Annotated in this window: 22 protein-coding genes; 5 read left to right on the forward strand and 17 right to left on the reverse strand. The window is 51.2% G+C overall.

What is annotated here, in order from left to right; all coding sequences use genetic code 11:
- The first annotated feature begins 402 nt into the window (after nt 1–402).
- Complete coding sequence (locus tag ACFVVF_RS04200) at nt 403–819, forward strand: cupredoxin domain-containing protein (protein WP_387805661.1); 417 nt, start codon at nt 403–405, stop codon at nt 817–819.
- Between the two features lie 81 nt (nt 820–900).
- Here ACFVVF_RS04200 and ACFVVF_RS04205 read toward each other — a convergent pair whose 3' ends face one another.
- From ACFVVF_RS04205 to ACFVVF_RS04215, 3 genes are read right to left on the reverse strand one after another with little or no spacing between them, the layout of a single operon-like run.
- A complete protein-coding gene (locus tag ACFVVF_RS04205) occupies nt 901–1,632 on the reverse strand; it encodes a class I SAM-dependent methyltransferase (protein ID WP_387805663.1) in 732 nt (243 codons plus the stop codon).
- Nucleotides 1,633–1,666: 34 nt separating this feature from the next.
- Nucleotides 1,667–2,179 carry a low molecular weight protein-tyrosine-phosphatase gene (locus tag ACFVVF_RS04210; RefSeq protein ID WP_387805664.1) on the reverse strand — a complete coding sequence of 171 codons (513 nt, stop codon included), beginning with the start codon at nt 2,177–2,179 and terminating at the stop codon, nt 1,667–1,669.
- On the reverse strand, nt 2,176–2,862 hold the full coding sequence (locus ACFVVF_RS04215) for a trimeric intracellular cation channel family protein (protein ID WP_387808824.1): 687 nt from the start codon (nt 2,860–2,862) through the stop codon (nt 2,176–2,178). Before ACFVVF_RS04215 ends, ACFVVF_RS04210 begins: the two co-directional genes overlap by 4 nt.
- Before the next feature lie 216 nt (nt 2,863–3,078).
- On the opposite strand from ACFVVF_RS04215, the gene ACFVVF_RS04220 reads away from it, so the two are divergent.
- Entirely contained in the window at nt 3,079–3,723 is a 645-nt protein-coding gene (locus ACFVVF_RS04220) for a thiamine diphosphokinase (RefSeq protein WP_387805666.1), read from the forward strand.
- A gap of 46 nt (nt 3,724–3,769) precedes the next feature.
- Here the strand turns inward: ACFVVF_RS04220 and ACFVVF_RS04225 are convergent, their stop codons facing one another.
- From ACFVVF_RS04225 to ACFVVF_RS04260, 8 genes are all read right to left on the reverse strand, one after another.
- Nucleotides 3,770–5,782 carry an endonuclease MutS2 gene (locus ACFVVF_RS04225; RefSeq protein WP_387805668.1) on the reverse strand — a complete coding sequence of 671 codons (2,013 nt, stop codon included), beginning with the start codon at nt 5,780–5,782 and terminating at the stop codon, nt 3,770–3,772.
- Nucleotides 5,783–6,235: 453 nt separating this feature from the next.
- Nucleotides 6,236–7,027, reverse strand: coding sequence for an MBL fold metallo-hydrolase (locus ACFVVF_RS04230; protein ID WP_387805670.1), 792 nt, complete (start codon nt 7,025–7,027; stop codon nt 6,236–6,238).
- Nucleotides 7,024–7,698 carry a GNAT family N-acetyltransferase gene (locus tag ACFVVF_RS04235; RefSeq protein WP_387805672.1) on the reverse strand — a complete coding sequence of 225 codons (675 nt, stop codon included), beginning with the start codon at nt 7,696–7,698 and terminating at the stop codon, nt 7,024–7,026. Before ACFVVF_RS04235 ends, ACFVVF_RS04230 begins: the two co-directional genes overlap by 4 nt.
- A gap of 25 nt (nt 7,699–7,723) precedes the next feature.
- On the reverse strand, nt 7,724–8,407 hold the full coding sequence (locus tag ACFVVF_RS04240; RefSeq protein ID WP_387805674.1) for a GNAT family N-acetyltransferase: 684 nt from the start codon (nt 8,405–8,407) through the stop codon (nt 7,724–7,726).
- Between the two features lie 25 nt (nt 8,408–8,432).
- Nucleotides 8,433–9,293 carry a carbon-nitrogen hydrolase family protein gene (locus ACFVVF_RS04245; protein ID WP_387805676.1) on the reverse strand — a complete coding sequence of 287 codons (861 nt, stop codon included), beginning with the start codon at nt 9,291–9,293 and terminating at the stop codon, nt 8,433–8,435.
- A 15-nt stretch (nt 9,294–9,308) separates the two neighbouring features.
- The gene (locus ACFVVF_RS04250) at nt 9,309–10,664 is read right to left on the reverse strand and encodes a HAMP domain-containing sensor histidine kinase (protein WP_387805678.1); all 1,356 of its coding nucleotides are present in this window, start codon (nt 10,662–10,664) and stop codon (nt 9,309–9,311) included.
- On the reverse strand, nt 10,661–11,359 hold the full coding sequence (locus ACFVVF_RS04255; protein ID WP_042161853.1) for a response regulator transcription factor: 699 nt from the start codon (nt 11,357–11,359) through the stop codon (nt 10,661–10,663). The genes ACFVVF_RS04250 and ACFVVF_RS04255 overlap by 4 nt, the downstream gene beginning before the upstream one ends.
- Nucleotides 11,360–11,526: 167 nt before the next feature.
- On the reverse strand, nt 11,527–13,158 hold the full coding sequence (locus ACFVVF_RS04260) for a serine/threonine-protein kinase (RefSeq protein WP_387805681.1): 1,632 nt from the start codon (nt 13,156–13,158) through the stop codon (nt 11,527–11,529).
- Between the two features lie 265 nt (nt 13,159–13,423).
- Between ACFVVF_RS04260 and ACFVVF_RS04265 the strand changes: the two genes are divergently transcribed.
- The 3 genes from ACFVVF_RS04265 (at nt 13,424) to ACFVVF_RS04275 (ending at nt 16,528) form a co-directional block, all read left to right on the forward strand.
- A complete protein-coding gene (locus tag ACFVVF_RS04265) occupies nt 13,424–13,870 on the forward strand; it encodes a MarR family winged helix-turn-helix transcriptional regulator (protein WP_387805683.1) in 447 nt (148 codons plus the stop codon).
- Nucleotides 13,871–13,938: 68 nt separating this feature from the next.
- Complete coding sequence (locus ACFVVF_RS04270) at nt 13,939–15,366, forward strand: MFS transporter (RefSeq protein WP_387805685.1); 1,428 nt, start codon at nt 13,939–13,941, stop codon at nt 15,364–15,366.
- A gap of 25 nt (nt 15,367–15,391) precedes the next feature.
- Entirely contained in the window at nt 15,392–16,528 is a 1,137-nt protein-coding gene (locus ACFVVF_RS04275; RefSeq protein WP_387805687.1) for a saccharopine dehydrogenase family protein, read from the forward strand.
- 1,092 nt (nt 16,529–17,620) lie between these two features.
- Here ACFVVF_RS04275 and ACFVVF_RS04280 read toward each other — a convergent pair.
- From ACFVVF_RS04280 to ACFVVF_RS04305, 6 genes are all read right to left on the reverse strand, one after another.
- Nucleotides 17,621–18,637 carry an SAM-dependent methyltransferase gene (locus tag ACFVVF_RS04280; protein ID WP_387805689.1) on the reverse strand — a complete coding sequence of 339 codons (1,017 nt, stop codon included), beginning with the start codon at nt 18,635–18,637 and terminating at the stop codon, nt 17,621–17,623.
- Nucleotides 18,638–18,737: 100 nt separating this feature from the next.
- The gene (locus ACFVVF_RS04285; RefSeq protein WP_387805691.1) at nt 18,738–19,073 is read right to left on the reverse strand and encodes a cyclic-phosphate processing receiver domain-containing protein; all 336 of its coding nucleotides are present in this window, start codon (nt 19,071–19,073) and stop codon (nt 18,738–18,740) included.
- Nucleotides 19,070–19,909, reverse strand: a complete 840-nt coding sequence (locus ACFVVF_RS04290) for a deoxyribonuclease IV (protein ID WP_387805693.1) — start codon at nt 19,907–19,909, stop codon at nt 19,070–19,072. Before ACFVVF_RS04290 ends, ACFVVF_RS04285 begins: the two co-directional genes overlap by 4 nt.
- Before the next feature lie 3 nt (nt 19,910–19,912).
- Nucleotides 19,913–20,728: an Fpg/Nei family DNA glycosylase gene (locus ACFVVF_RS04295; RefSeq protein ID WP_387805695.1), complete on the reverse strand. Its 816-nt coding sequence runs from the start codon at nt 20,726–20,728 to the stop codon at nt 19,913–19,915.
- Between the two features lie 39 nt (nt 20,729–20,767).
- Nucleotides 20,768–21,586 carry a TIGR01457 family HAD-type hydrolase gene (locus ACFVVF_RS04300; protein ID WP_387805697.1) on the reverse strand — a complete coding sequence of 273 codons (819 nt, stop codon included), beginning with the start codon at nt 21,584–21,586 and terminating at the stop codon, nt 20,768–20,770.
- The gene (locus ACFVVF_RS04305; protein ID WP_387805699.1) at nt 21,587–22,930 is read right to left on the reverse strand and encodes a ribonuclease H-like domain-containing protein; all 1,344 of its coding nucleotides are present in this window, start codon (nt 22,928–22,930) and stop codon (nt 21,587–21,589) included.
- Nucleotides 22,931–22,993: the final 63 nt, after the last annotated feature.

Consider the following 22,993-nt stretch of genomic DNA (forward strand, 5'->3'; position numbering starts at 1 on the left):
AAGCACTAACGCTATGCAATTATGCAATTAAGCGATATGGTCAATACATAAAACCTCAAACCTCTGAGAACAAACGAACCGAACCCGCTTCGCTATTTTCCAGAAAGCAACGGTTACTGCTTTGAACATAAGACTTCACTTTACTTTGGAACTCCTGCAAGAGCAGACGTTATGCCAATTTCCAACACTTAGGCGCAGAGGAGTTACACTTTGGAAATTCCAACAACAAATCAAAAGCCCAGCCCTTTCGCCCAACTCACTGCTTTTCCACGCTTGTAGAGGACTACAGGGTTAAAACGGGAAGGATTAGGGAAATGTAGTATTGACTAAGGAACTGCACGGATGCACAATTGGCCGTTCGAACTTGCAGCCTTACACTACCTACTTACAGGAGGAAATAAGATGAATAAGAGATGGTATTCGGTTGCCCTGATCGCTTTGATCGCGGTTATGCTCGTGCTTGGCGGCTGCGGAAAAAGCACCAACAATAATCAGTCCAACAACGGTGGCGGGGCTGCTGGTGGAAACGCAGGCAATGGCGGAGGCGCAGCAGGCGGTACACAAAACATTACAGTCAACGCTGAAAACTGGAAGTTTGATCAGACTGACATTAAATTAAAGGTCGGCGACAACGTGAAGCTGACTCTTAAAAATAAAAGCGGCAACCACGGTCTGGAAATTCCCGACCTGAAGGTCAACATCAAGGATGGCGAAACGGCAAACTTTACAGTAGACAAAGCCGGCACCTATGAATTCAGATGCTCGATCCAATGCGGCTCCGGTCACGAGGAAATGAAGGGTAAAATTATCGTTTCCTAACCCTATTCACTATTCACCAGAACAACAAAAAGGAGATCTCAACGCGCAGATGGAAGCAGGCCGCGCCGAGATCTCCTTTTTTTATTTTTTACGAGCAGATATCAGGAGCATCATAGGACGTCTCCATTCATCCAGCATGCCTGGGACATCCCGCAGTTTTTCCGGCGGCTGAGGCTCTACTAGTCCCGTAATCTCAAACCCAGACTGGATAAGAGCGGTGACATAGGTCTCCAGCGTTTTATGATATTTCATCACATTCTCGCCCAGAAACTCCGTTTCGCGCAGCCCCTCGTTAAAATACCGGTCGATCGGCCAATGCTGCCGTCCTCCCTGCTCATCGTAATGCCAATCCTGCTTGGCGTTAGCCGTAAATACAGGATGCTCCACCGAAAACACAAAATCTCCGCCAGCAGCCAAGCAGCGATGAACGCTGCGGCAAATGCCATCGAATGATTCCAGGTAGTGAAAAGCAAGAGAGCTTATGACTGCATCGAAAGATGACGGCTCGAAATCAATATCTTCAATCGGAAGGCACAGGTATTGCACCTTGCCCGCTTCCGTCTTGGCCCGTGCTTCCTGCAGCATCTTCTCGGAAATATCAACGCCAACGACAGACGATGCGCCTTGCTCCAGCGCGTACCGGCAATGCCAGCCATAGCCGCAGCCCAAATCAAGCACGCGTCTGCCTGCGAAGTCCGGCAGCATTTTTTGCAGCGCTTGCCATTCTCCGGCGCCCTCCAGCCCTTTTTGAGAACGATCCATCTGAGCGTATTTTTCGAAAAAAACGTCATCATCGTATTTGTTTTGCTTCACGAGCTTGCTGGCCTCCCGTCCCTAAATTCGGCGGCTACACCGACAGGTCAGAACGAACCCGTTCTAACAGCTTCGCGCTGCCTTGCTCGACCAATTCATAAACCTCATCGAAATTTCCCGTGTAGTAAGGATCGGGAACGTCCGCAATATCCGCATCCGGCAGCAAGCTCATAAACGTAAATATGCGTGCGCCGCTACCAGCAGCATTAGTCACACCGTTCACCGTAGAGCTTAATCCCAGCACTTGAAGGACATCCTTCTCGTTTTTCGTATCCATACACACGATGTAGTCGAAGTGCTCGCGGTCGCTTTTTGCAAATTGCCGCGCTCTCATTCCGCTGTAGGAAATGCCTTTGCTGTCCAGCAATTTACGCGTCCCTTCATGCGGCGGGTGGCCGATATGCCAATCCCCGGTTCCAGCCGAATCGATCTCAATGACCTGCTCCAGCCCCGCTTGTTGAACCTTATTGCGGAATACCGCTTCCGCCATCGGTGACCGGCAAATATTGCCGAGGCATACGAATAGTACGCGCGCCCGGTCTGTCATGATGCGCTACCTTCCTTCTGAATGATTTTTTTCGTAAGCGACCTTCTAGGCAGCTTCCATTTGTAATGAACCGATAACATACGAAGTGTAATGATAATGACGAAAAGGAACAATAAATCCACCGTACTGTGGAACCAGCCTTTTCCAATTGCAAGACCAGCCAGCATCGCCCAGACCGCGTAAATCTCGTCTTTCAATACGAGCGGCTTCCGTCCAGCCAGCACATCCCGGATGATGCCTCCTCCAATGCCTGTCAGCATAGCAGCGACGAGCACTGCGCTAATCGGGTGCTGCATTTGCGTAGCATAAAGCGCTCCTTGAATCGCAAAGGCCGCGAGTCCGATCGCATCGAAAAAAGCCTCGCTTTTTCGCCAGGTTAAAATCCATCTTGCCGGAAGCAGAAAAGCGATCGTCATCGCAATAATGGCGATTTTGAACAAATGCCCTTGGCTCCACAACATCGTTACGGGCATGCCGATCAGCAAGTTTCGCACGACGCCTCCACCAAATGCTGTAACGAGGCCTAGCACGAATACGCCCAAGATGTCGTATTCCTCCTCCATCGCGACAACGGCGCCGCTGACTGCAAAAGCTACCGTTCCGATGATGCTGAATACGCCAAAAATATCAACTTCCAACTGATACTCCTCCGCTTCCGTATCCCGATCGCCCGAGTGGCGCATCGGTTGTGTCATTCCCCATTTTAGCCGCGGTTATTCCGTTTCGCAATGACAAGTTTGACGCAAATCGACATTTTCCACCTTAACTGGAGACATCCTTCCTTGCAGACACGGCGCTTTGCGGCTATAAATAGCATTGTGCAGAAGCGGCTGTAGGCTTATACTGACAAAAGTAATTGCAAAAGATTAGCCTTCGTTCGAACGAAAGGACGGTTTCCTATGAAACAGCGTATATTGATTTTTACCGGCGGCCGGTTAGGCGACTGGGCGACGAAGCTAGTCCAGCCCCAGGACTATTTGATCGGCGCGGACAGCGGTGCTCTATTCCTGATCCGAAACGGGTTTACACCGGACATTGCCATCGGCGATTTCGATTCCGTTACCGGGGATGAATTAGCGGAAATCCGCATACATAGCAAAGTACTCATCGACTGTGATCCGATCGATAAAGATTTTACCGATACCGAGATGGCGTTCCGGCGGGCGCTGGAGCAGCAGCCTGCGGAAATTGCGCTAATTGGCGCGTTAGGCACGAGATTCGACCATTCGCTGGCAAACGTTCATCTTCTATCCCTTGCACTGGAGCAAGGAATTGCCGCCTCCATTATTGATGAGCACAATCAAATCCGCTTGGCACAAGGACCGCAGACACTTCCCTTGAACAAAGGTGACTATGCACATGTATCCTTGCTTCCGTTAAGCCAGCGGGTTACAGGCATCTACCTGACAGGCTTTCAATATCCGCTTGGCGACGCGACGCTGCGAATCGGTCAATCACTCGGAATCAGCAATGTCATTCTTGTTGACAGCGGCATCATTCAATTTGCAGAAGGGCTATTGCTCGTCATACAAAGCAAGGACTAGAGAGCTGTGCAGCTGCTCCCTAGTCCTTTTTAGCTGCCGCGTGTAGCTACATGAGATCTTCTCCCTTGGTCTCGATCTTCAGCCCCTCAACATGCTTGCGATTAAGCTGCTTGCGGATTTTGCGGTTCTCCTTCGTATCAAAGACAATATCCATATCATAGTCTTCGCCGGGATACAACTGCTCTCTCGATATAGACAGCTTGAGCCGCTTCCGGTTGAACTTCATTTTCTCGCCCTGTACCTGGACGATCACTTCTCCACGGGCGTCGGCGACACGGTAGACGATGCCAATCCGTTTGAGCGGGTAAATCCATACAGCGTCTCCAACCTCCAGCTCCCTCTTTTTCGCAGGAACTCCCTTGATTGAATCGCTTGTCATCTGCCCTCTTTGTTCCCTTGTCTCAGAGACATCCAGCGATGATTCCGACTTACCTTCTTCCTCTAAATTAAAATAAGGCTTTAACCCCTGTTTTGGAGAATCTGCCATATTATCTACTGAAGCCCCTTCAACAGCCGCAATATCTACAGCGGAAGAACGGCTTACGGTCAGTTGTTCAGCCCTTAGAAGCACATGCTCGGGCAGTCCGCAGCGTCTGGCGATGGCAAAAGCATGACTGTCTCCCGCCTCTCCGAGCTCCAACCGATAAAGAGGACGCAGCGTTTCTGCGTCAAATGCCATCTTAGCATTCATACAGCCTGGCGTGCGTGAGGCGAAGGTTTTTATCTCGTTAAAATGCGTCGTTGCCGCAACAAGCGATTTGCGCTGCAGCAGCTCTTCAAGTACGGCTATAGAAAGCGCAATTCCTTCACTCGGATCGGTTCCGGCAGCCATTTCATCAAGCAGGAGCAGCGATCGTTCTCCTGCCGAGTCCAGCATTTGCTTCAGCACCGCCAGGTGAGAGGAAAATGTGCTGAGCGACTGCTCAACGCTTTGTCCGTCTCCGACATCGGCAATAATCTCTTGAAACAGCCCGAATCGGCTATCTTCGCCTGCCGGTGCGAGCAGACCGGATTGCACCATCACCGCAAGCAAGCCAATTGTCTTCAAAGCAACTGTCTTCCCGCCAGTATTAGGTCCGGTAATAATCAATTGCTTCCATCTCAAGCCCAGCTCGACGGTTAGCGGTTCGACATTGCTGCCAAGCAGCGGATGGCGGGCTTCAACGAGCCGAATGACGGGATTGTCGCTCAGCGTCGTTTTCCTGCCGTCATAGGATCGCGACAGCTTTCCTCTCGCCATAATGAAATCAAAGGTTGCCATCGCCTCTCGGTTGCCCTTCAACTGCTGCACATGCGCATCTGCGAGGTCCGATAATCCGGATAAAATAACGGTTCGCTCGCGTTCCTCCTCCGCAGCCCAGCTCTGAAGCTCGCTTTGCAAGTCCGCTACATCGATCGGCTCTACGTAAAGCGTCTGGCCGCTTGCCGATTCATCCCATACCGTTCCCGGCACCTGCTTGCGAAGCTCACGCTTGATTGCAATAACGGAACGCCCGCTCCGTTTGCTGATGAACGACTCCTGAAGTGCTGATTTGTATTTCGACAGCGCTCCTTGAAGCTTGCGTTCGATTTTGTCTTCGACAACGATGATCTGACGGCGTACCGATGCCAGGCCAGGGCTGGCCTGATCCGTCAATCGGCCGAACCGGATACAGCGTTCCAGCTCGCTACGGAGCTCCGGGCAATCCCTTATAGAATCTGCATAGCTGGCAATTGTCGGCGCTGTCTGCCGCTTGCTGTCCATATAACGCTTCATTTGTGCAATCGATACGAGCCAGATGAGCAGCTGTTCCAGCTCCGTCTCGTTATAGACTCTGCCTTTGCCCAGCAGCACAAGGAACGGATCAATCCCTTCCATTGCCGAAAGCGGGACGCTTGCGCCAGTTGCCAGCAGATCGGCTGCCTCCTGCGTCTCGTTTAGCCACGCCATTACCTGATTCCGCTGGTTGCTTGGCTCCAGTTTTTCGGCTAGCATTCTGCCGCCAGGCGATACCGTATAGCCGATCAGCTTTTCCTTTATTTTGTCATACTCCAGTCTTTTCCATGTCGCTTCGTTCATTTGTACATTTCAGCTCCTTTTTTTTCATCTGAAAAATAAAAAAACAGGAACAGAACGCTATGCGCTCCATTCCTGTTCCATTTGCCAGCTCTCCCGTTAGATGCAGACGATACGACGGGAATATAGCCTTTCTCTACTCTAGGCTAATCCCGTCCCTCGTATATGCAAATAAAAAAACCGTGCTCGAAAGAGCACGGTGATTGGGCCGCTGACTAATGTCATTTAGGCGGAATCCACATGTTCTTAACCCTTGGTACCGGAATTTAACATGGGACAAAGCAATAGAAGCATGCCGATTCATACGAATTGAGCAAGCCTAAATAAAAAAATGCTTCGCCGGATTAAATCCGATTTATCCAATTAGGAGTTAAGAACACCTGTAATCATTAAAATTTCCCCTTCCAAATGACAGCTAAAACTATATATTCAATTTAATTTAATTCGTGCCGGATGTCAAACAGATTCCAGAACAATCTCCATGCCGGCTTCTGCAAACTGCAGCTGTGCCGGCAGACCATAGTCCCGGCGGAGATCAATATCATGAGACATATGAGTGAAATAGACGCATCCCGGTGTCCAAAGCTTCACAAGCTCCAGCGCCTCAGTAACGTCGTAGACTGATCTCGTCTCATAAGCGAAGTTTTCTTTGTAGAAGCTAGTTCCAAGCACGAGCAAATCAAGTCCGTATAGCGGCTTCTGCTGCTCCTCCGTCATCCCGATCGCATCTGAGCAATACGCCCAGCTATATGCTCTCGACAGATGATCGAAACGATAGGCGTAGGAATAACCGTTCTTGCCATGATTAACCCGCCAGCAAGAAACCCGCCATTCTCCCAGTTCCATCGGCTCGTCATTAGCTGTGAACTGAATTTGACGATGCAGCCACGGGAAACGTTCATTGATTTCCGCAATAACCTCTGCAGGTGCATAAGCTTGCCCTGTTTTGCCCAGCCATCTGCAGGCATCCGCCCACTCCACAATTCCTCCTATATGGTCGAAATGCGCATGGGTGAGCAATATTCGGTCAACTGTCCGCAGGCCCGCCGCTTCCATTTGTTTGCCCCAGTCGGGACCGCAATCGATCAGCGTCGTTCCGCTGTCGGTGTCCTCAATCTGAACGAGCGAGCGAAGTCTGCGGTTTACACCGCCGTCTCCCGCTCTCGCCTCCGAGCAAACCTCGCAATCGCAGTAGACGCGAGGCACGCCCATCGAATCGCCCGTGCCGCGGAAAATCAGCTTCGTCATATCGGCAGCAGCTCGACTTGCTCCATTCCGCGGAGCCGGTCCATCATCGCCAGCCAAGCCTCCGGCTTGTTAGGCAGCGCCGAGTAGTATTCTTCCAGAAACGCGGCTACAAGTGCAGCCGGTATCGAAGTCCGATCTTCGTCAGCCGGAAGGAAGCTGAGATTCAAGCCTTCAACCGCTTGCCCCTCATGATCCCAGGACGGGTGAACATAGTTGATTGCCAATTGTTTATAGCCCATATGCGAGAGCACCTCGCGGCGTACGAACGGGCTCATCGGCGTCACACCGCCGAAGCTGTGCTGTTCCTCGCTGCCATAAGGATTGTAGATTTCCGCAAACATGCCGATAGATTCCGTTCCGGATTGCTCTGCAAGCCGGGCCAAATCCTTCTCCCGTTTGCGCATCAGAAAGCGGCCGATTCCTTTGGAATGCTCGCCGATAATCGTAAAGTCCGTCATCGCAACTCGAAGGTCGGGGTAATAGCGGTATTCGGTGGAGCCGACAACCTCTCCGTTCTCCACAGCGACATAGACATGAATCGTTGGATCCTCCAAAGGCTCCTTCCAAAGCTCATAAGCGAGAACTTCCTCCGGCGGGAAAATACGTCCCAGCAAGCTGTGGAGCGCTGCAAAATAAGAGTCCTCGATCGAGGTAATACGATGATAGATCATGACTTAAGCTCCTCTCTGATGTTCCTCATTCCGAGTATGTAGTAAACGGATTTCTCCATTCCATAAGTACGGCATAATTGCCGGATTGCTCATCATCCAAATAATTGGCGGCAATGCCAACTGGCGTTCTTCCGCAGCGCAGCAAAAAATTGATGACCGGATCCTGAAGCTCACCTGTCATAACCCGTTCGACATATTGATCTGGGCTAAGCTCGGCAGCATGAAGATGGTAACCCGGCATCCGGCCTGCCCCAAGCAATCTGCCTAGACCAAGCTGTACAACGGTCTCATACATGGACTGCATGAGCCACTTGCCGATACCCGTCTTCCGGTATTCTGGTATGACACAAATGTCAGCGACGTACAGTGTATCGCCGTTCGGATTATGATTGCGGATATAACCGTTGTCCGTTATCGTTTCCCAGCTGTGATCATGGCCATAATTCTTCATGTCGATCATTAATCCCGTCATGGAGCCGACAATGCGTCCGTCTATTTCCGCGCACAAAGCGCCTTGCGGAAATCGGCTGATATGCTCGATCATTTGCTCCCTGCTCCACCAGAGCTCCTCCGGATACGGAGGAGGAAAGCTTACCCGCTGCACGTCGATCATAGCCTCGAAATCACGCTCCGTGTACTGGCGGATCACCGCTTTAACAGGAACAGCCTTTCCGTTAATCCCGTTAAATACGTAGAAGCTTTTATGCATCGCATTGTCCTCCTTCACGCTAGCTCTAGGACCAATCAGAGTAGAGATCGATGCGGCGGTCGCGCCAGGTCGTTACGGAGCCGCCTGCACGCACATCCTCCAGCAATTGCAAATCCAGATCGGCAACGACGAGCATATCGTCGTTAATTATGCCTTCGCTCAAGATGCCCGCTGGCGGGAATGGAATATCATTCGGCGCAATAATTGCCGCTTGCCCGAAGTTCGCGCGCATGAAATCAACCTTGCGCAGCGCGCCGACTGTACCTGTCGTGACGATATAGATTTGATTTTCCACGGCACGCGCATGGCAGCAATAACGAACACGGTAGAAGCCATGTCTGTCATCCGTGCAGGATGGGCAGAAAATAACGTCCGCCCCTTTGGCTCTCGCCATACGGACGATTTCCGGAAATTCAATATCGTAACAGGTCAGCATGCCGATCGTTCCGAATTCCGTCTCAAACACTTGCAGACCGTCACCCGGCGTCATATTCCATTCAGAAACCTCTGTAGGTGTCAGATGGATTTTGGGCTGCCGGTCGATTTTGCCGCCCGGATGGAACAGATGCGCCGTGTTTTGCCACCGGCCCTCTCCGGCTTCCACAACATGCGTGCCGCCGACAATATACATATTGTATTCAGAAGCGAGCGACTGGAACAGCTGCTCATAACGGTCCGTAAACTCGGGAAGTCTGCCGATCGGCAGTGCTTTCCCGCTCTCATCCCCGATAGACAGCAGCTGTGTCGTCAAAAATTCCGGAAACAGCAGAAACTGTGTTCCATATTCCGAAGCATTGCGAACATAGTGCGTAACTTGCTCCGCGAACTGCTCGAAGGAGCTAATATCCGCCAGTTGATATTGAACCGAAGCTACCCGGTATTTCATGATCCCCGTTCCCCTTTACTTACGCTGCTTGAACTGAATGGCAATCGTCGTTCCGAGATCCGGCAAGCTGAATACGTCGATTTTGCCTTCATGCAAGTCGACAATCCGCTTGGCGATAGACAGGCCAAGGCCAACACCGCCTGTTGCCCTGCTTCTCGCGCCGTCTACACGATAGAATCGCTCGAACATATGCGGAATCTCGTTTTCCGGTATGCCAATCCCCTTATCCTTCACTTCAATCTTGACGATGTTCTTCATCAGCGATACGGACACCTCGATAGGGTCCTTGCTGTATTTGATCGCATTATCGAGCAGGATGACAAGCAGCTGTCTAATTTTATCTTTATCACCGTACATCCTTACAACCTTGGACATCGCCTTCACCCGGATCGGGCGCTGGAACGTCGTCTGCAGCATGCCTGCCAGCTCGTTCACGACATGTACCACGTCGAACAGCTCTTGACGCAGCCAATCCTCCTGCTCCGCTTCGGCGAGCATAAGCATCGACTTCGTTAAGCTTTGCAGTCTCGTCGTCTCGCGGTCGATCGCTTCGATCGCTTCATTCCTTATGTTCTCATCGTCGCGGCCCCACCGTTTCAGCATGCCGGCATAGCTGCTGATAACTGTAAGCGGAGTCTTCAGCTCATGAGAAGCATCGGCAACAAACTGCTTTTGCCGGGCAAATGTCCGGTCCAGCCGTTCGATCATTTGATTGAACGCCCGGACGAGCTGCTGCAGCTCTGCCGATTCCTCTTGGCTGGACGATTCGATTTTACGAAGCTTGCCGCTTCGGTCGATCTCCCGCATCGTATTGACCATCTGCTGCATGGGCGCGGTCAAACGCGAAGTGAACCAGTACGTGCCGAAGATCGCAAATAAAATAGCGCCAACACTCGTTACAGTCAATGCGGCCACTAATATTTGCAAATAATCGTCAAGCTCGTTAAGCACCCGGTTCACTTCCAGCATCGCCACGATATCGGGGCCGTTGAAGATCGGAACGCGCATATAGAGAATGCGCTCATTGCCTTTGGAGATCATGCCCGTATCATGCTGACGCTGGAACTGTACGGGCAGGTTGAGCAGAACCGGATCTGAGCCGGTTATGTTGACAACCTTGTTATCAGGCTGCACGATCCGGATCATTTCATTTACATTATAGTACTCACTCAGCAAATCGGGATCATAGATCCCTTTTCCGTGCTGAATGAGCGGATTTTCCAACATGAGGTTCACTTTATTTCCGATTACCCGTTCTTCGCTTTCCGTCGTAATCTTAATCACATAGAAATAGACGAAAATATTAAATAAAATCAGGATGAAGATGAGCCAAAAGATCGTAAACAGTGTAAACCTTTTGCGCAGCGTCATGCATCCGGCTCCTTAATCATATAACCGACTCCGCGAACCGTATGGATCAGCTTATGCCGGTACCCCTTGTCCAGCTTTTGGCGCAAATAACGGATATACACATCCACAAGATTCGTCTCGCCGATAAAATCATAACCCCATACTTCGGATAAAATGTCCTCACGCGATTTTTCTACATTTTTGTTCTCGACCAAATAGACGAGCAGCTCGAATTCCCGCGGCGTCAGCTCGATCACAATTTCTTTGCGGTACACCTTGCGGGTTCGAAGCTCAATCGTCAAGTCGCCTACTTTAATCTGGTCTGAGCCTTCGGACTCCTTCGGATACTGCTGGAATATGCGCAAAATGTTGCGGACACGAGCCAGAAGCTCCTCCATTGCAAAAGGCTTCGTAATATAATCATTGGCGCCATGCTCAAAGCCGCTAACCTTGTCGGGAACGGTATCCCTCGCCGTCAGCAAAATAACCGGCACCGGATTTCCCGCCTGCCTCAGCCTTCTTAGCACCTCGATACCATTCAGCTCCGGCAGCATAACATCCAGCAGCACGAGCTCCCAGTCACCCGACGAAGCCATTTCGTAACCGGTTCTGCCGTCTGCCGCCGAGCCGACCGTATAACCTTCATGCTCCAGCTCCAGCTGTAATACGCGGGCAATCCCCGCTTCATCTTCGACAACTAATACGCGATCGCTCATCTTGATGTTCACCTGCTTCCCTAATTGTCCTATAGACTCTTTTTTTCTTCATCATAATGAAGCTATTATTCAAATGCAAGCAGCCCGGAGGTCACCAGACTTACTTGCCCACCATACTAATAGTTCGCAGCACCCCGGCCAAGTAGGACCGTAGGTCATCCGTATAATTATAACACGGATTTCTTTTGTATTGTATGGAGCACCCTTTCAAGGTCGGATAGTACCGGTTCTAGCGCTTTCTCCAGAGGCTTGCGAAGAGCCGGATCCTCCGTCGCCCAGCGGCCGGACCATAGCACTTGAAGCCATCGATCCTGAGGCAGCAGCGGTATTATCGCTTGCGGATTGCCTGGGAGCATCGTTATCCATTCCGAGCGCCGATTGAACCGGACAGACTTATTCGCAAGCCAAAGCAGCTTGCCTCCCCTTGCTTCAAGTTCAACCTTCAGCCGGTACAGCCGCTGCAATCTTTCATTGCTCCATCTGGAAGGATAGGGATCGGCTACGACATACACCAATTGGCAGGATGCCAGCAGGTTCCAGCCCTCCTCTTCCCCGGCACCCGTCAAAATGCCCATATCCAGCAGCGCAATTCCTGTTTCGCTATCATTTCTTAGCTGTCTTTCCAATTCGCCATACTGTGCTTGGAAAAACGCCCCGCGCTGCGCAAGCCAGCGTACAGATCCGGTATGCCATTCCATGAAACCGCCAGATTTTTCATTAGCCGGTTGTTTAGCACCTGCGCCAAGCAGCGCCAGCCATTCCGGTTGAGCGGATGGGAATTCCACCGCCGTAACAGCAATGTCCTTCCTTGCGAGCAGCTTCGCTGTCGTAATGGATGCGAAGGTTGCCCCTGCGCCTGCAGATAGCGAGACAAACGCAGCGAGTACTTGACGATTCGATTGTTGTACTGGATTTTGCGACATGGAATAGATGCGGGAAAGACGCTCTCTATCCCTGTCATAATCATCCGTTCGCAGCCGGATTAAAGCAGCCTCTACCTCAGACATAGAGAGCGGCCGGTTCTCCTCCTTTTCCTGCGTCATTTTTCCTAATAGCGTTTTGAAGACAGCAGGCACATCCGGCAGAAGCTGCATCATAGGATCAAGACGGCTTGCATGCCGGCCTGAGGGGAAATAAGTTCCGCCGCTTAATAAATAATAGAGCATCGCGCCCAGCCCATAGATATCGGTCCGGGGACCGCTTTGCCCATTAGGGCTGGCCTGCTCAGGCGCATTAAAGCCGGGCGTTCCGAGCAGTGCTGTATCCTGTGTTGAGCCGTTCTTGAACTGACGTGCAATGCCAAAATCAATTAACCGGACATGCCCGTTTTCCTCCAGCATTACATTGGACGGCTTCAAATCCCGATGAATGATCTGCGGTGTCTGCCGGTGCAGATATGAAAGCGCCGAGCAAAGCTGAATGGCGATACTGATTACTTCGGGAAAAGACATCCTCTGCCCGTTCCGCTCAAAACGGCGCTTCACAGTCTCTCCCTGTATGTAATCCATAATGATGACGTCAGCTTGCCAAGCAGGAATGGCGAAGCAATCGACGATTAGCGGGAGATTGGGATGACTGAGCCGGGCAAGCATCCAGGCTTCCTCTGCATTGGAGCTTTGCTGACCGCCATTCCAGCTCGCTGAAGCTGTTGTGATTTTTACCGCTCGCAGCTTGCCATGAAGCTTGGTATCCTCGGCTGCATATACCGCTCCCATTCCCCCGCTGCCCAGCTTTTCCAGCAAGCGGTATCTGCCGTTCAACACCATGCCCGCTTCTATCGTACTCCATTCTTTTTCCATACTGCATGCGCCTCCTATTTTGGGCCATAAAAAAATCCCGATTCACAGTACACCGCACTTCAATAAGAAGTGGGCAGCTGCAAATCGGGATGCTTTCCCGCATTAATATAAATTGATTTTAACATGATGGGCGGATCGTTTGCCAGCTGCATTTTTTGTATGAAAACGCGGCGCTAACTGTCTATTGAACCGCAACATGATTCACTTCACTTGCAGGAAATAATGACCGTTTGACAACTATAAGTTTAGTTACTATACTAACTCCATGGACAACAATAACAAACACGAAACCCCGTCGCTCAGCCACAGCTTTGGCCGTTTGATTTTGCAGCTCCGAAAGCTGGAGCGCCAGCCCCGTACCTTTGAGGGCATTGGACCGCTAACGCCCAGCGAAATGCATACGATTGATGCGATCGGCCCGGAAGGCAGCGTCCTGATGAGCGAGCTGGCAGCCCGTCTTGGCATTACGAAGGGCGCCGTTACCCAGCTGATTGCCCGCCTGGAATCAAAGGAGTTAATCGTTCGTTCCATGCACCCGACAGATCATAGAAGCACGCTAATATCGCTGACTGTTCAAGGAAAAACCGCCTATACGATGCATGAAGAGCTTCATCAAGCGTTTTACAATCAATTACAGACGCAAATGAGCCCGGAAGAAATTGCGGTTTTTGCAAAAACAATAGATAAATTTATATTTGCGTTGGATCATTAATTTTTTTTGATCATTTAGTTTAGATACTATACTATTTTCCGAAAAAGAATTGCGAGGTTATGTTCATCATGGTTACATCTGACTCTCAACTGCCTGTGGCTTCCGGACGACAACTAATGATCGCGATTGCGTTGGGCGCCTTCCTTTCTCATTTTACAGCCGGGATCGTGAATGTTTCCCTTCCCCAATTTGCCGATAGCTTCAACAGTCGACTTGATACGGTGCAATGGATTACGACAGGCTACTTGCTTGTCATCACCATACTGCTGCCGCTGATGGGCAAGCTTGGAGACCGGTTTGGTTCTGGAATTATTCATAATGCCGGACTTGGACTGTTTACGTTGAGCTCACTGCTTATCGTCTTCTCCCCCGGCATCAGCTCGCTGCTCGCATTCCGCTTTATCCAGGCCGTTGGAGCAGCTATGTTCCAAGCCACAAATATGGCACTGCTTGCAAAGCTGATGCCTGCGGAGAAACGCGGACAGGCGCTCGGTATCATCAGCGGGGCAGTGGCGATTGGCGGAATGGCGGGACCTGCGGCTGGCGGCCTCATTGGTCAGAGCTTAAGCTGGCATTGGCTTTTCATCATCCAAGTTCCATTTGCGGCTGTCGCCTCGCTTCTGGCCTTTCGCTTCATCCCTTTACTTCATCATAGGACAGACCGTAATGGTTCATTCGATGTCACGGGAGCGATGTTGTTCATGAGCGCAATTGGATTGCTTGTGGCGGGTTTATCTCACAGCGGGACGGAGAACGGCGTGATGAGGGCTTCGTTCTTTTATACGGGAGGTATCGGTCTGGCCGCTTTAATCGTCTTTCTATTATGGGAGCGAAAGCATCCCACTCCCTTTCTCCCAATGCGTGCACTCGCTGTCCCTGCAGTATCTATTGGCTTGCTGATTAGCACGGTAACATTTATGGCGGCGAATACCGTTATTGTCAGTCTTCCATTCTTTTTCTACAGTTTTGCCGTCTTATCGTCTTCATCCGTCGGACTGCTGATGACCATTTATCCGGCATGTCTCGCCATTGCAGGCCCAATCGCAGGTCGTTGGTCCGACCGTCTAGGCTCGCGCCGACTCCTGCTCATTGGGCTATTGAGTATGGGCAGCGGAATGGCAGTACTCGCGTTAACTTTGGCAAATTTTCCGATGATATCCGCTATTGCCGGACTTGCGCTTTGCGGGTTGGGAATGGCGCTTATCGCCTCTCCGAATATGAACTTTATCATGAGCCATACGGCAAAGGAGCATATCGGATCGGTTGGAGGCTTAATCGCCTTAACACGAAATCTGGGTTTAGTCATCGGGGCCTCATTAGGGCTAGGTACAGTAAAGGGTTCTTCTATAGGAGAGCAAAATTGGACGCTTTTCCATATGGTTATGATTCTCCTAATCGGACTGTGCGTTATATTAATGGCATTAATTATCTGGAGCACGCGGGAACAGTTGGCGAAACGTTTAACGTCATTATCTTATCGCAACTCAGTTAAGTAACTTCACCTACTAGGAGGAATAAACAATGAAAGATCAAATACTCGTTGTCGGGGGCTACGGGCATGTGGGACAAACAATTTGCAAAGGATTGGCCGCACAATTTCCGGGAAAAGTCTATGCAGCCGGGAGAAGTATTGATAAGGCTCAAGCGTTTAGCCGTTCTACCGGAGGCCGTGTTCTTCCGATGCAAATCCAGATAAATAGGCCAATAACACCAGAACTGCTGAAGCCGTTCAAGCTCGTCATTATATGTCTGGATCAACAGGACGATACTTTTATGCGGCTATGCTTAAGCCTTGGCATCCACTACATAGATTTATCCGCAAACGATGCTTTTTTGTCCCAAGTGGAGGGCTTGAACGAGACAGCAGCGGCTTCCGGGTCAACGGCTGTTTTGAGTATCGGACTAGCCCCAGGATTGACGAATCTTATGGCTGCCCGAGCTATGATGGAGATGGACCATACCGATGTTATTGATATTACAATCATGCTGGGGCTCGGAGACCGTCATGGCCAAGCCGCAATTGAATGGACGATCGATAATCTGGCCGAGGATTTCGAGATTGTTCGGGACGGAGGCAAAACTATGGTTAAAAGCTTCACAGATGGTAAACGAACCGATTTAGGAGCCGATATAGGCTGGAAAAAAGCGTACCGATTCAACTTTTCCGATCAGCACGCTCTCATGCGGACTTTGCAGCTGCCGTCGGTTTCGACACGACTTTGCTTTGACTCCTCTCTAGTTACCGATTTGCTTGCATTCTTGAGAAGCATCGGCTTGACCCGGTTATTACGACTGCCATTCATTCGCCGATTGTCGATTGCTATGTTCGGACGGCTGCGTTTCGGTTCCGATCGATACGCTGCGAAAGTTGAAGCTTGGGGCAGCAAGTCGGGAGAGGCTGTTCATGTGGAATGTCTGCTCCATGGCCACAATGAAGCGCAAATTACAGGTAAAACTGGAGCTGCTATCGTTGAGCTGCTACTGAACGAGAACCGTCATCCTGCCGGGGTGTATCACAGCCATAAGCTGATCCAACTGGACACACTGCTGCCAGCTATACAAGAAATTCTCCACTTCGAAATGAAAGTCAACAATCGGACGAGGAAGATATTTAACGGCATTAACTTAGAGGGAACAGCAGCTACTATAACGAATTGAGTCAAAGCTCATCCCCATTCGGTAACGAACCCACAGCGAACCTGCTTCGCTGTTTAACGAAGCTAAGTTCGCTAAAACATACCACTTTCAGCACGCAGAGCACTACAGCGAATCTTTCTTCGCTATTCGAGAATCTAGGTTCTCGGAGAGCGAAATTAGGTTCGCTACAGATTCTCCGTCCAGCATTTTTCAGCATTTTAGCTGTCTACAGCGAATTCTGCTTCGTTATTTAGCGAAGCAGGTTCGTTGCAGGCCCTCCATCCATCATCAACCTGCATTTTAGCTGTCTACAGCTAACTTCGCTTCGTTATTTAGCGAAACAGGTTCGTTGTAGCGCTCCCTCCATCATCCTCCTTCATTTTAGCTATCTCTAGCGAATTTCGCTTCGTTATTAGCGAAGCAGGTTCGCTGGATACTTGGGCTGCGGGTACCAATTCTACTACCAACCATTATCGGCCATACTCACCAAGCATGCACCCGACAGCGTCAATCAAAAGCTCGTCCCCATTCGGTAACGGACCCACAGCGAACCTGCTTCGCTGTTTAACGAAGCTAAGTTCGCTAAAACATACCATTTTCAGCACGCAAAGCACTACAGCGAATCTTTCTTCGCTATTCAAGAACCTAGGTTCTCGAATAGCGAAATTAGGTTCGCTGCAGATTCTCCGCCCAGCATTTTTCAGCATTCTAGCTGTCTACAACGAATTGCACTTCGTTATTTAGCGAAGCAGGTTCGTTGCTGGCTCTCCATCCATCATCAACCTGCATTTTAGCTATCTACAGCAAACTTCGCTTCGTTATTTAGCGAAGCAGGTTCGTTGCTGGCTCTCCATCCATCATCAACCTGCATTTTTAGCTATCTACAGCGAACTTCGCTTCGTTATTTAGCGAAGCAGGTTCGTTGTAGACATCCCTTCCATCATCCATCAGCGTTCTAGCTGTCTACAGCGAAGTAAGCTTCGTTATTTAACGAAGCAGGTTCGCTGAAAGCGAACAACGTGCACCGCCCCCCACCCGCATAAACAACTTGTAAAATCAAAAAAGACGGACAAAAATGTCCGCCTCTCCCATTTCGTATTACATATCCAAACTTTACTTCTTAATCAAATGCAGCGTAATCTCTTCCCGGTTGTGGAACAACTGCCGGGATTGCTCAATGATGAACGAGGTAGACAGCCTTTCCTTCACCTCGCGGATCGTCTGCAGCGGCTTGCGGTGCATCAGCTTCACGGTAATGACAGCCGTTGCATGCGCTGCAAGCGCTGGCTCCAGGTCCAGCACAAGCCGACACATTTGCATCGGGCTCCAGCTCATATCGCACACAAGCAGATCGAAAGTTCCTGCCCCGAATTTCACCTCGGAAGCGTTCTTTTTCAAATAGGTAAGCGACGGATGACTCTGCAGCGACGGGTGCAGATCGCCGGGATCGATAGCGGTTACCTGCAATCCCCGCTCCAGCAGCAGTGATGTCCAGCCGCCAGGAGCTGCACCAACGTCTAGCGCGCGGCGATACGATGAATAATCGAGCCCAAATTCCCGCTCCGCCTCAAGGAGCTTGAATTTGGCGCGGGAGATTTGCCCTTCCTCCCGCTGAAAACGAACAGCACCGCCAGGCCAATCGGACAGCATGTCCGACGGTGTGCCGATCCCTGCATCGATCGTGTTCTCGCCCGCGAAGATTGCGATAATGAAATCCGGCTGCTGGAACACCAACTCTGCGTTCAGCTCCCCAAGAACAGCGTCAAGCGCGCCTTTTGTGTCGGCTGTCGAATAGGTGAAGCTCGTCGATTTCGCTTTTCTCACGTGAATTGACACACGCTTGTCCGACAATACAGACTCCGCCCCGCGAATATATTCCGATAGCGCCTGCAAATCATCCGCATCGCCTCTAACCGGAATGCTGTGGTCTATCGGCTGCATATGCCGGAGGAAGGTCGGACGATTGTTTTGAATCGTTGCGACCGTCTCCTCCTTCGTAAGAGCCGTATCAAATCTAAAAATCTCTCCAGCGACCAGCTGCGCTACTTTCACTTCCGGCAGCAGCCGCCGAAGCTCCTCTATTGCATAGGGTGAATACCCTTGGTTAGCCGTGCCAATCCATTGGCTCACGCCAACACCTCCATCTGTGATCGACCGACCTTCCGACCGCCGTCATGCTGCGAAACACCGCACTGCAAAAGCTGTGGGCGGTGCGGCAGTTCCATTCCATTTAAGATCCTCTTGCAATTTCCTCCAGCAACGTCGATGGCATCGGACCGTTATGCAGCTTCAGCTCTATTGGCGCATTGGAGGAAAGCATATGGTACATCTGCATTCTTCCGGCCGCGCTGGACGTGTGCAAATAGACTTGCTCGGGATATTTTCCCGTTTCGACCAAATAGCGCACGACCTCGTAGCCTGTAGGCTCGCTCCAGCCCAAATCATAATCCAATGACAAAATGCCGATCGACTCCGAATCGATCAGCAGCTTGCATTCCTCCGCGTTGCGGGCCAGGACAAAGCCTGGCGGGCAGGTTCTGTAATCATCCAAGTAAACATAAATCATGATTGACTCCCCCATTCGCGCATCAGATTCAGTTGCCTTTCGTAGCTTCCGTCCTCATCTGGAGGCGTTTCCAGAACAAAAGGCACATCCTCCAATTGCGGAAGCGTCAGCATCCATTTCATCGCTTCTTCTCCAATATACCCTTTGCCGACCGGCGCATGGCGATCCCTTCTCGAACCGGAAGGAAACAGCGAATCGTTGAAATGAACGGCAGCTACGTCGCCCAACACTTCCAGGCGTTCCCCTGCAGCCAGCCATTTCTCATCCCCCGCTCCTTGCCACATGCCGCTGGCGAACATATGACAGGTATCCAGGCAGTAAGCGAGCTGTTCAGGACGCTGGCACAGCTTGCGAATCTGCGCCAATTCCTCGAACGTCGTTCCCATGAACGCATGCTCGCCGGACTGAATTTCGATCAGCAGCTTTGCCCTTCTATCCCATCGGGATGTAACCTCGTTAAGGGTATAGATAATCGATTGATAGCCTTGCAGCGGTTCTGAGCCTTTATAGATCCCGAAGTGAACGACTACACCTACCGAACCGCAAGTATCGGCAATATCAAGATCATTCAACAACGACTCCACGACCCGCTGCCGTGCTGTTTCTCCTTCAGCCGCCAGGTTTGTCGGATACGGCGTATGGGCAATCGATTTCAGATCATGCTCCCGGCAAAAGTCAGCGCAGCGAGCCGCATCATTGCGGTCGAATCGCTTAATCGTCAAGCTGCGCGGATTTTTCGGAAAATACTGAAAGCACTGCATGCCGCCGCTATAAGCTTCCTTCGCAGCAGCAGCATAACCGCCTCTAATGCTTAAATGCCGGCCAACGCGGACCATCGTTTATTGTTCCTTCTGACAATTCGGGCACAAGAAAGCCTTGCGCGACGAAATTTCGATCTGTTCAATAGGCGTGCCGCATTGCAGGCATGGTTCTCCCGCGCGATCATACACCTTCATATGTCCATTATAGCCGCCGGTAATCTCATCTCCCGAAGTAAATGGATCATCCATATAACCGCCGCGAGCCTGCCCTTCCATTAGCACTCTATGCATCGCTTCATACAGCCGTTCCCAGGTCGCTTGCTCGATAGCGGGAATTTTTGCATCCGGCCGAAGTCCGGCAGCAAACACGATCTCGTCAGCATAGCAATTGCCGATACCTGCGATTACATGCTGATCAACTAAAGCCGCTTTAATGTTGCCGCGTTTTTTGGCGAAAAGCCCCTTGAAGCGCTCCAGTATAAGCCTTTTATCAAAAGGGTCTGGACCCAGCTTTGCCAGCTCCGTGTCGATTTCTTTGACCGACATCAGCTTCAAATAGCCTAACCGCAGCCCGATAAAATAAAGATTGCCCGTCGTAAATTTAATCGTCACCTGCACGGTTCGCTCCGGACGTTCCTCGTCGGTGCCATAGAACATCCATCCGCCCAGCATTAGATGCAGCAGCAACCTTTTGCCGTTGTCGAGATGAAATATTAAATGCTTGCCCCGGCGTTCAACGAACCAGATCGTTCTGCCGATCAGCGCATTGTCAAATTGTTCTGCTGTCATATGAACGGACTGTTCTCTCGTTACTTCCGTTCCGATAATTTGAGCACCGGCCAAACGCTCTGAGAGCATGAGCCGATACGTTTCCATTTCCGGTAATTCAGGCATTTGCAGCTCGCTTCCTTCCTGTCCGTTCGCTTCCTTCTCTTATCTCCCGGTTGAACCGGAAATATACGAGATCAGCTCATCTAAATTTGCGCAAATTGCATCCGGCTTGCAGCCGGCCTTGTCTGCGTAGCTTTCGAAATTGTCCTCTGTTGTAAGTCCTGTCAGAACCAGTACTGTTCCACAGCCCGACGCGCGCCCTGCCGCAATATCCGTAGCCAAATTGTCGCCTACGACCCAAGTCTGATCAGCCGACAAGCCAAGCTTATCCAGCGAATAGTCCATCAGAATCGACGACGGTTTGCCAATGAGAATCGGTTCCTGTCCCCCAGCCGCCTTAAGCATCGCTCCGATTGAGCCCGCTCCAGGCATAAGTCCATTCTCGGTTGGCAGAAGCAGATCCGGGTTGGTCAAAACGTACTTAGCTCCGTTATGAATATGGCGTACAGCCGCAGCCAAACGTTCATACGTCAAACCGCGGTCGATGCCCTGCAGCACAAAGTCAGGCTCTTCCTCCGTCAATCTCAAGCCCGCTTCTTCTGCTGCTTGACGAAGCCCCGCCTCGCCTACAACAAATACTGAAGCGCCAGGCTTCAGTTGAGCAATATGCCCTGCTGCGCCCTGCGCCGAAGTACACACATCACTGGCTTCTGCCTCAATTCCCATCGCCTGCAACCGGTCGGCCACCGCTTCAGGGGTTGCAGAAGAGTTGTTGGTCACAAAGCGGTAAGGCAGCTCCCGTTCCTTCAAAAACCGAATCAGACGATCAGCGCCTTCAATTCGTCTCGTCCCGTGGTACAGCGTACCGTCCAAATCAAGCAGCAGGCCGCCCATAGCCGGTAATTGTCCTTGTTCCTTCATCTACCCATGCATCCTTCCCGCCTTGCGCTGAAGCCTTTCCTTCCGGTTGCGAAGACCGTCGAGCTCTGCCCTTTTCTTCGCATCCCTTTTTTGCAGCAGCGGGTTCCCCAGCGCCAGCTCCAGCGCCTCTGTCGTGTATTGTAAAGCCGAAACGTAATCCTTCAGCTTATGTTCATAGAACATGGCAAGTTCAATGTACGCAGCAATTGCCGAAGATCCATATGTATAAGGATGCTCTACAGCCTTCTGCCACAATAACACAGCTCGCTGCCAATTTCCAGCCTTCTTATCCCTTCCGGCAAGCATCAATAGTGCAGATACTGCCGCTGATTCCGTATCCAATGCCAGGGCGAATAACGCTTCCGCCCGGTCAGGCAGTCCCATTTTCTCCAGCCACAAACCGGTACGCACCTGCTCTTCCGTTTCCGAAGGGATCGGCAACACACCAAATGCGCCCTGCTCCTCGTCCGAATGAAGCAAATGCCCGAACCGGATCGCCAGACAGGCGAGTGACAGCATATCAATCTCGTTATGCCGGAAGACGCCTGCAAGCGGCTCCGGGTCGCCTTCCGCTAAGTATTGAAAGTACAGCTGCGGCGCCAGCGAGCCAGGCACATCGTCCACTCGCTCAATGCCCAGCCGCTCCTCTTCGACATGACTTAATTTGCAGGAGGTTAAGGTATTTTTCCAAATGCTCCGGGAGGGATGAAGAAAATCGAGATGCAGCGGCTCCCATGTCCTCCGGCCTCGTCCGTTCATAATAAAACGGTTCTGCATGACCGGCCAGTCAAACGTTCTGCCATTATAAGTCGCCAAATAGCGGTACGAAGGCAGCTTGCTCTCGATGTACGCCAGCATTGCCCTTTCTTCCGCAGGATGACGAATTAACGCTTGCTCGACGATAAACTGTCCATGCTGCATGTAGGCAATCCCCACCATAAACGGCACATTGCCAGCGCCAATACCAAGTCCGGTCGTCTCTAGATCCAGAAACAACACCTGCTCCGGCTCCACCGGTTCGCCGTGAAATGCCGACAAACCGGAGGCTGCAGCGCCCAGCTCATTCAGACGATGAGTGCCGTGCTTGTATTCGAGAGGATAGCGGATTTGTCGCAGCAGGAAAGTCCCTTCCGCATTACGTTGAAGCTTCACGCCGATCGGCTGCCAGCCGGGATGGAGGATTTCATCCTCTTCTGTCTCAGCTGCAGTCACCGATTCTGTTTCCGGCTCCAGTCGCTTAACCGTCTCTTCCGGGGAAGAAATCGCCGCATCCGTGCCAATGCCAGTTCCAGCGGCTGCACTAGTGCCGCGCAGCCGGTTCATCCTGTCTCTAAGTCCGCTCATCGCGTCCCCTCCGCTTCTTCAAGCAGCTGCAGCGCCTGCTCCTTGCCGAGCAAGCCAACCTCC

It is taken from the genome of Paenibacillus sp. NPDC058174, assembly GCF_042883865.1.
Lineage (GTDB): Bacteria > Bacillota > Bacilli > Paenibacillales > Paenibacillaceae > Pristimantibacillus.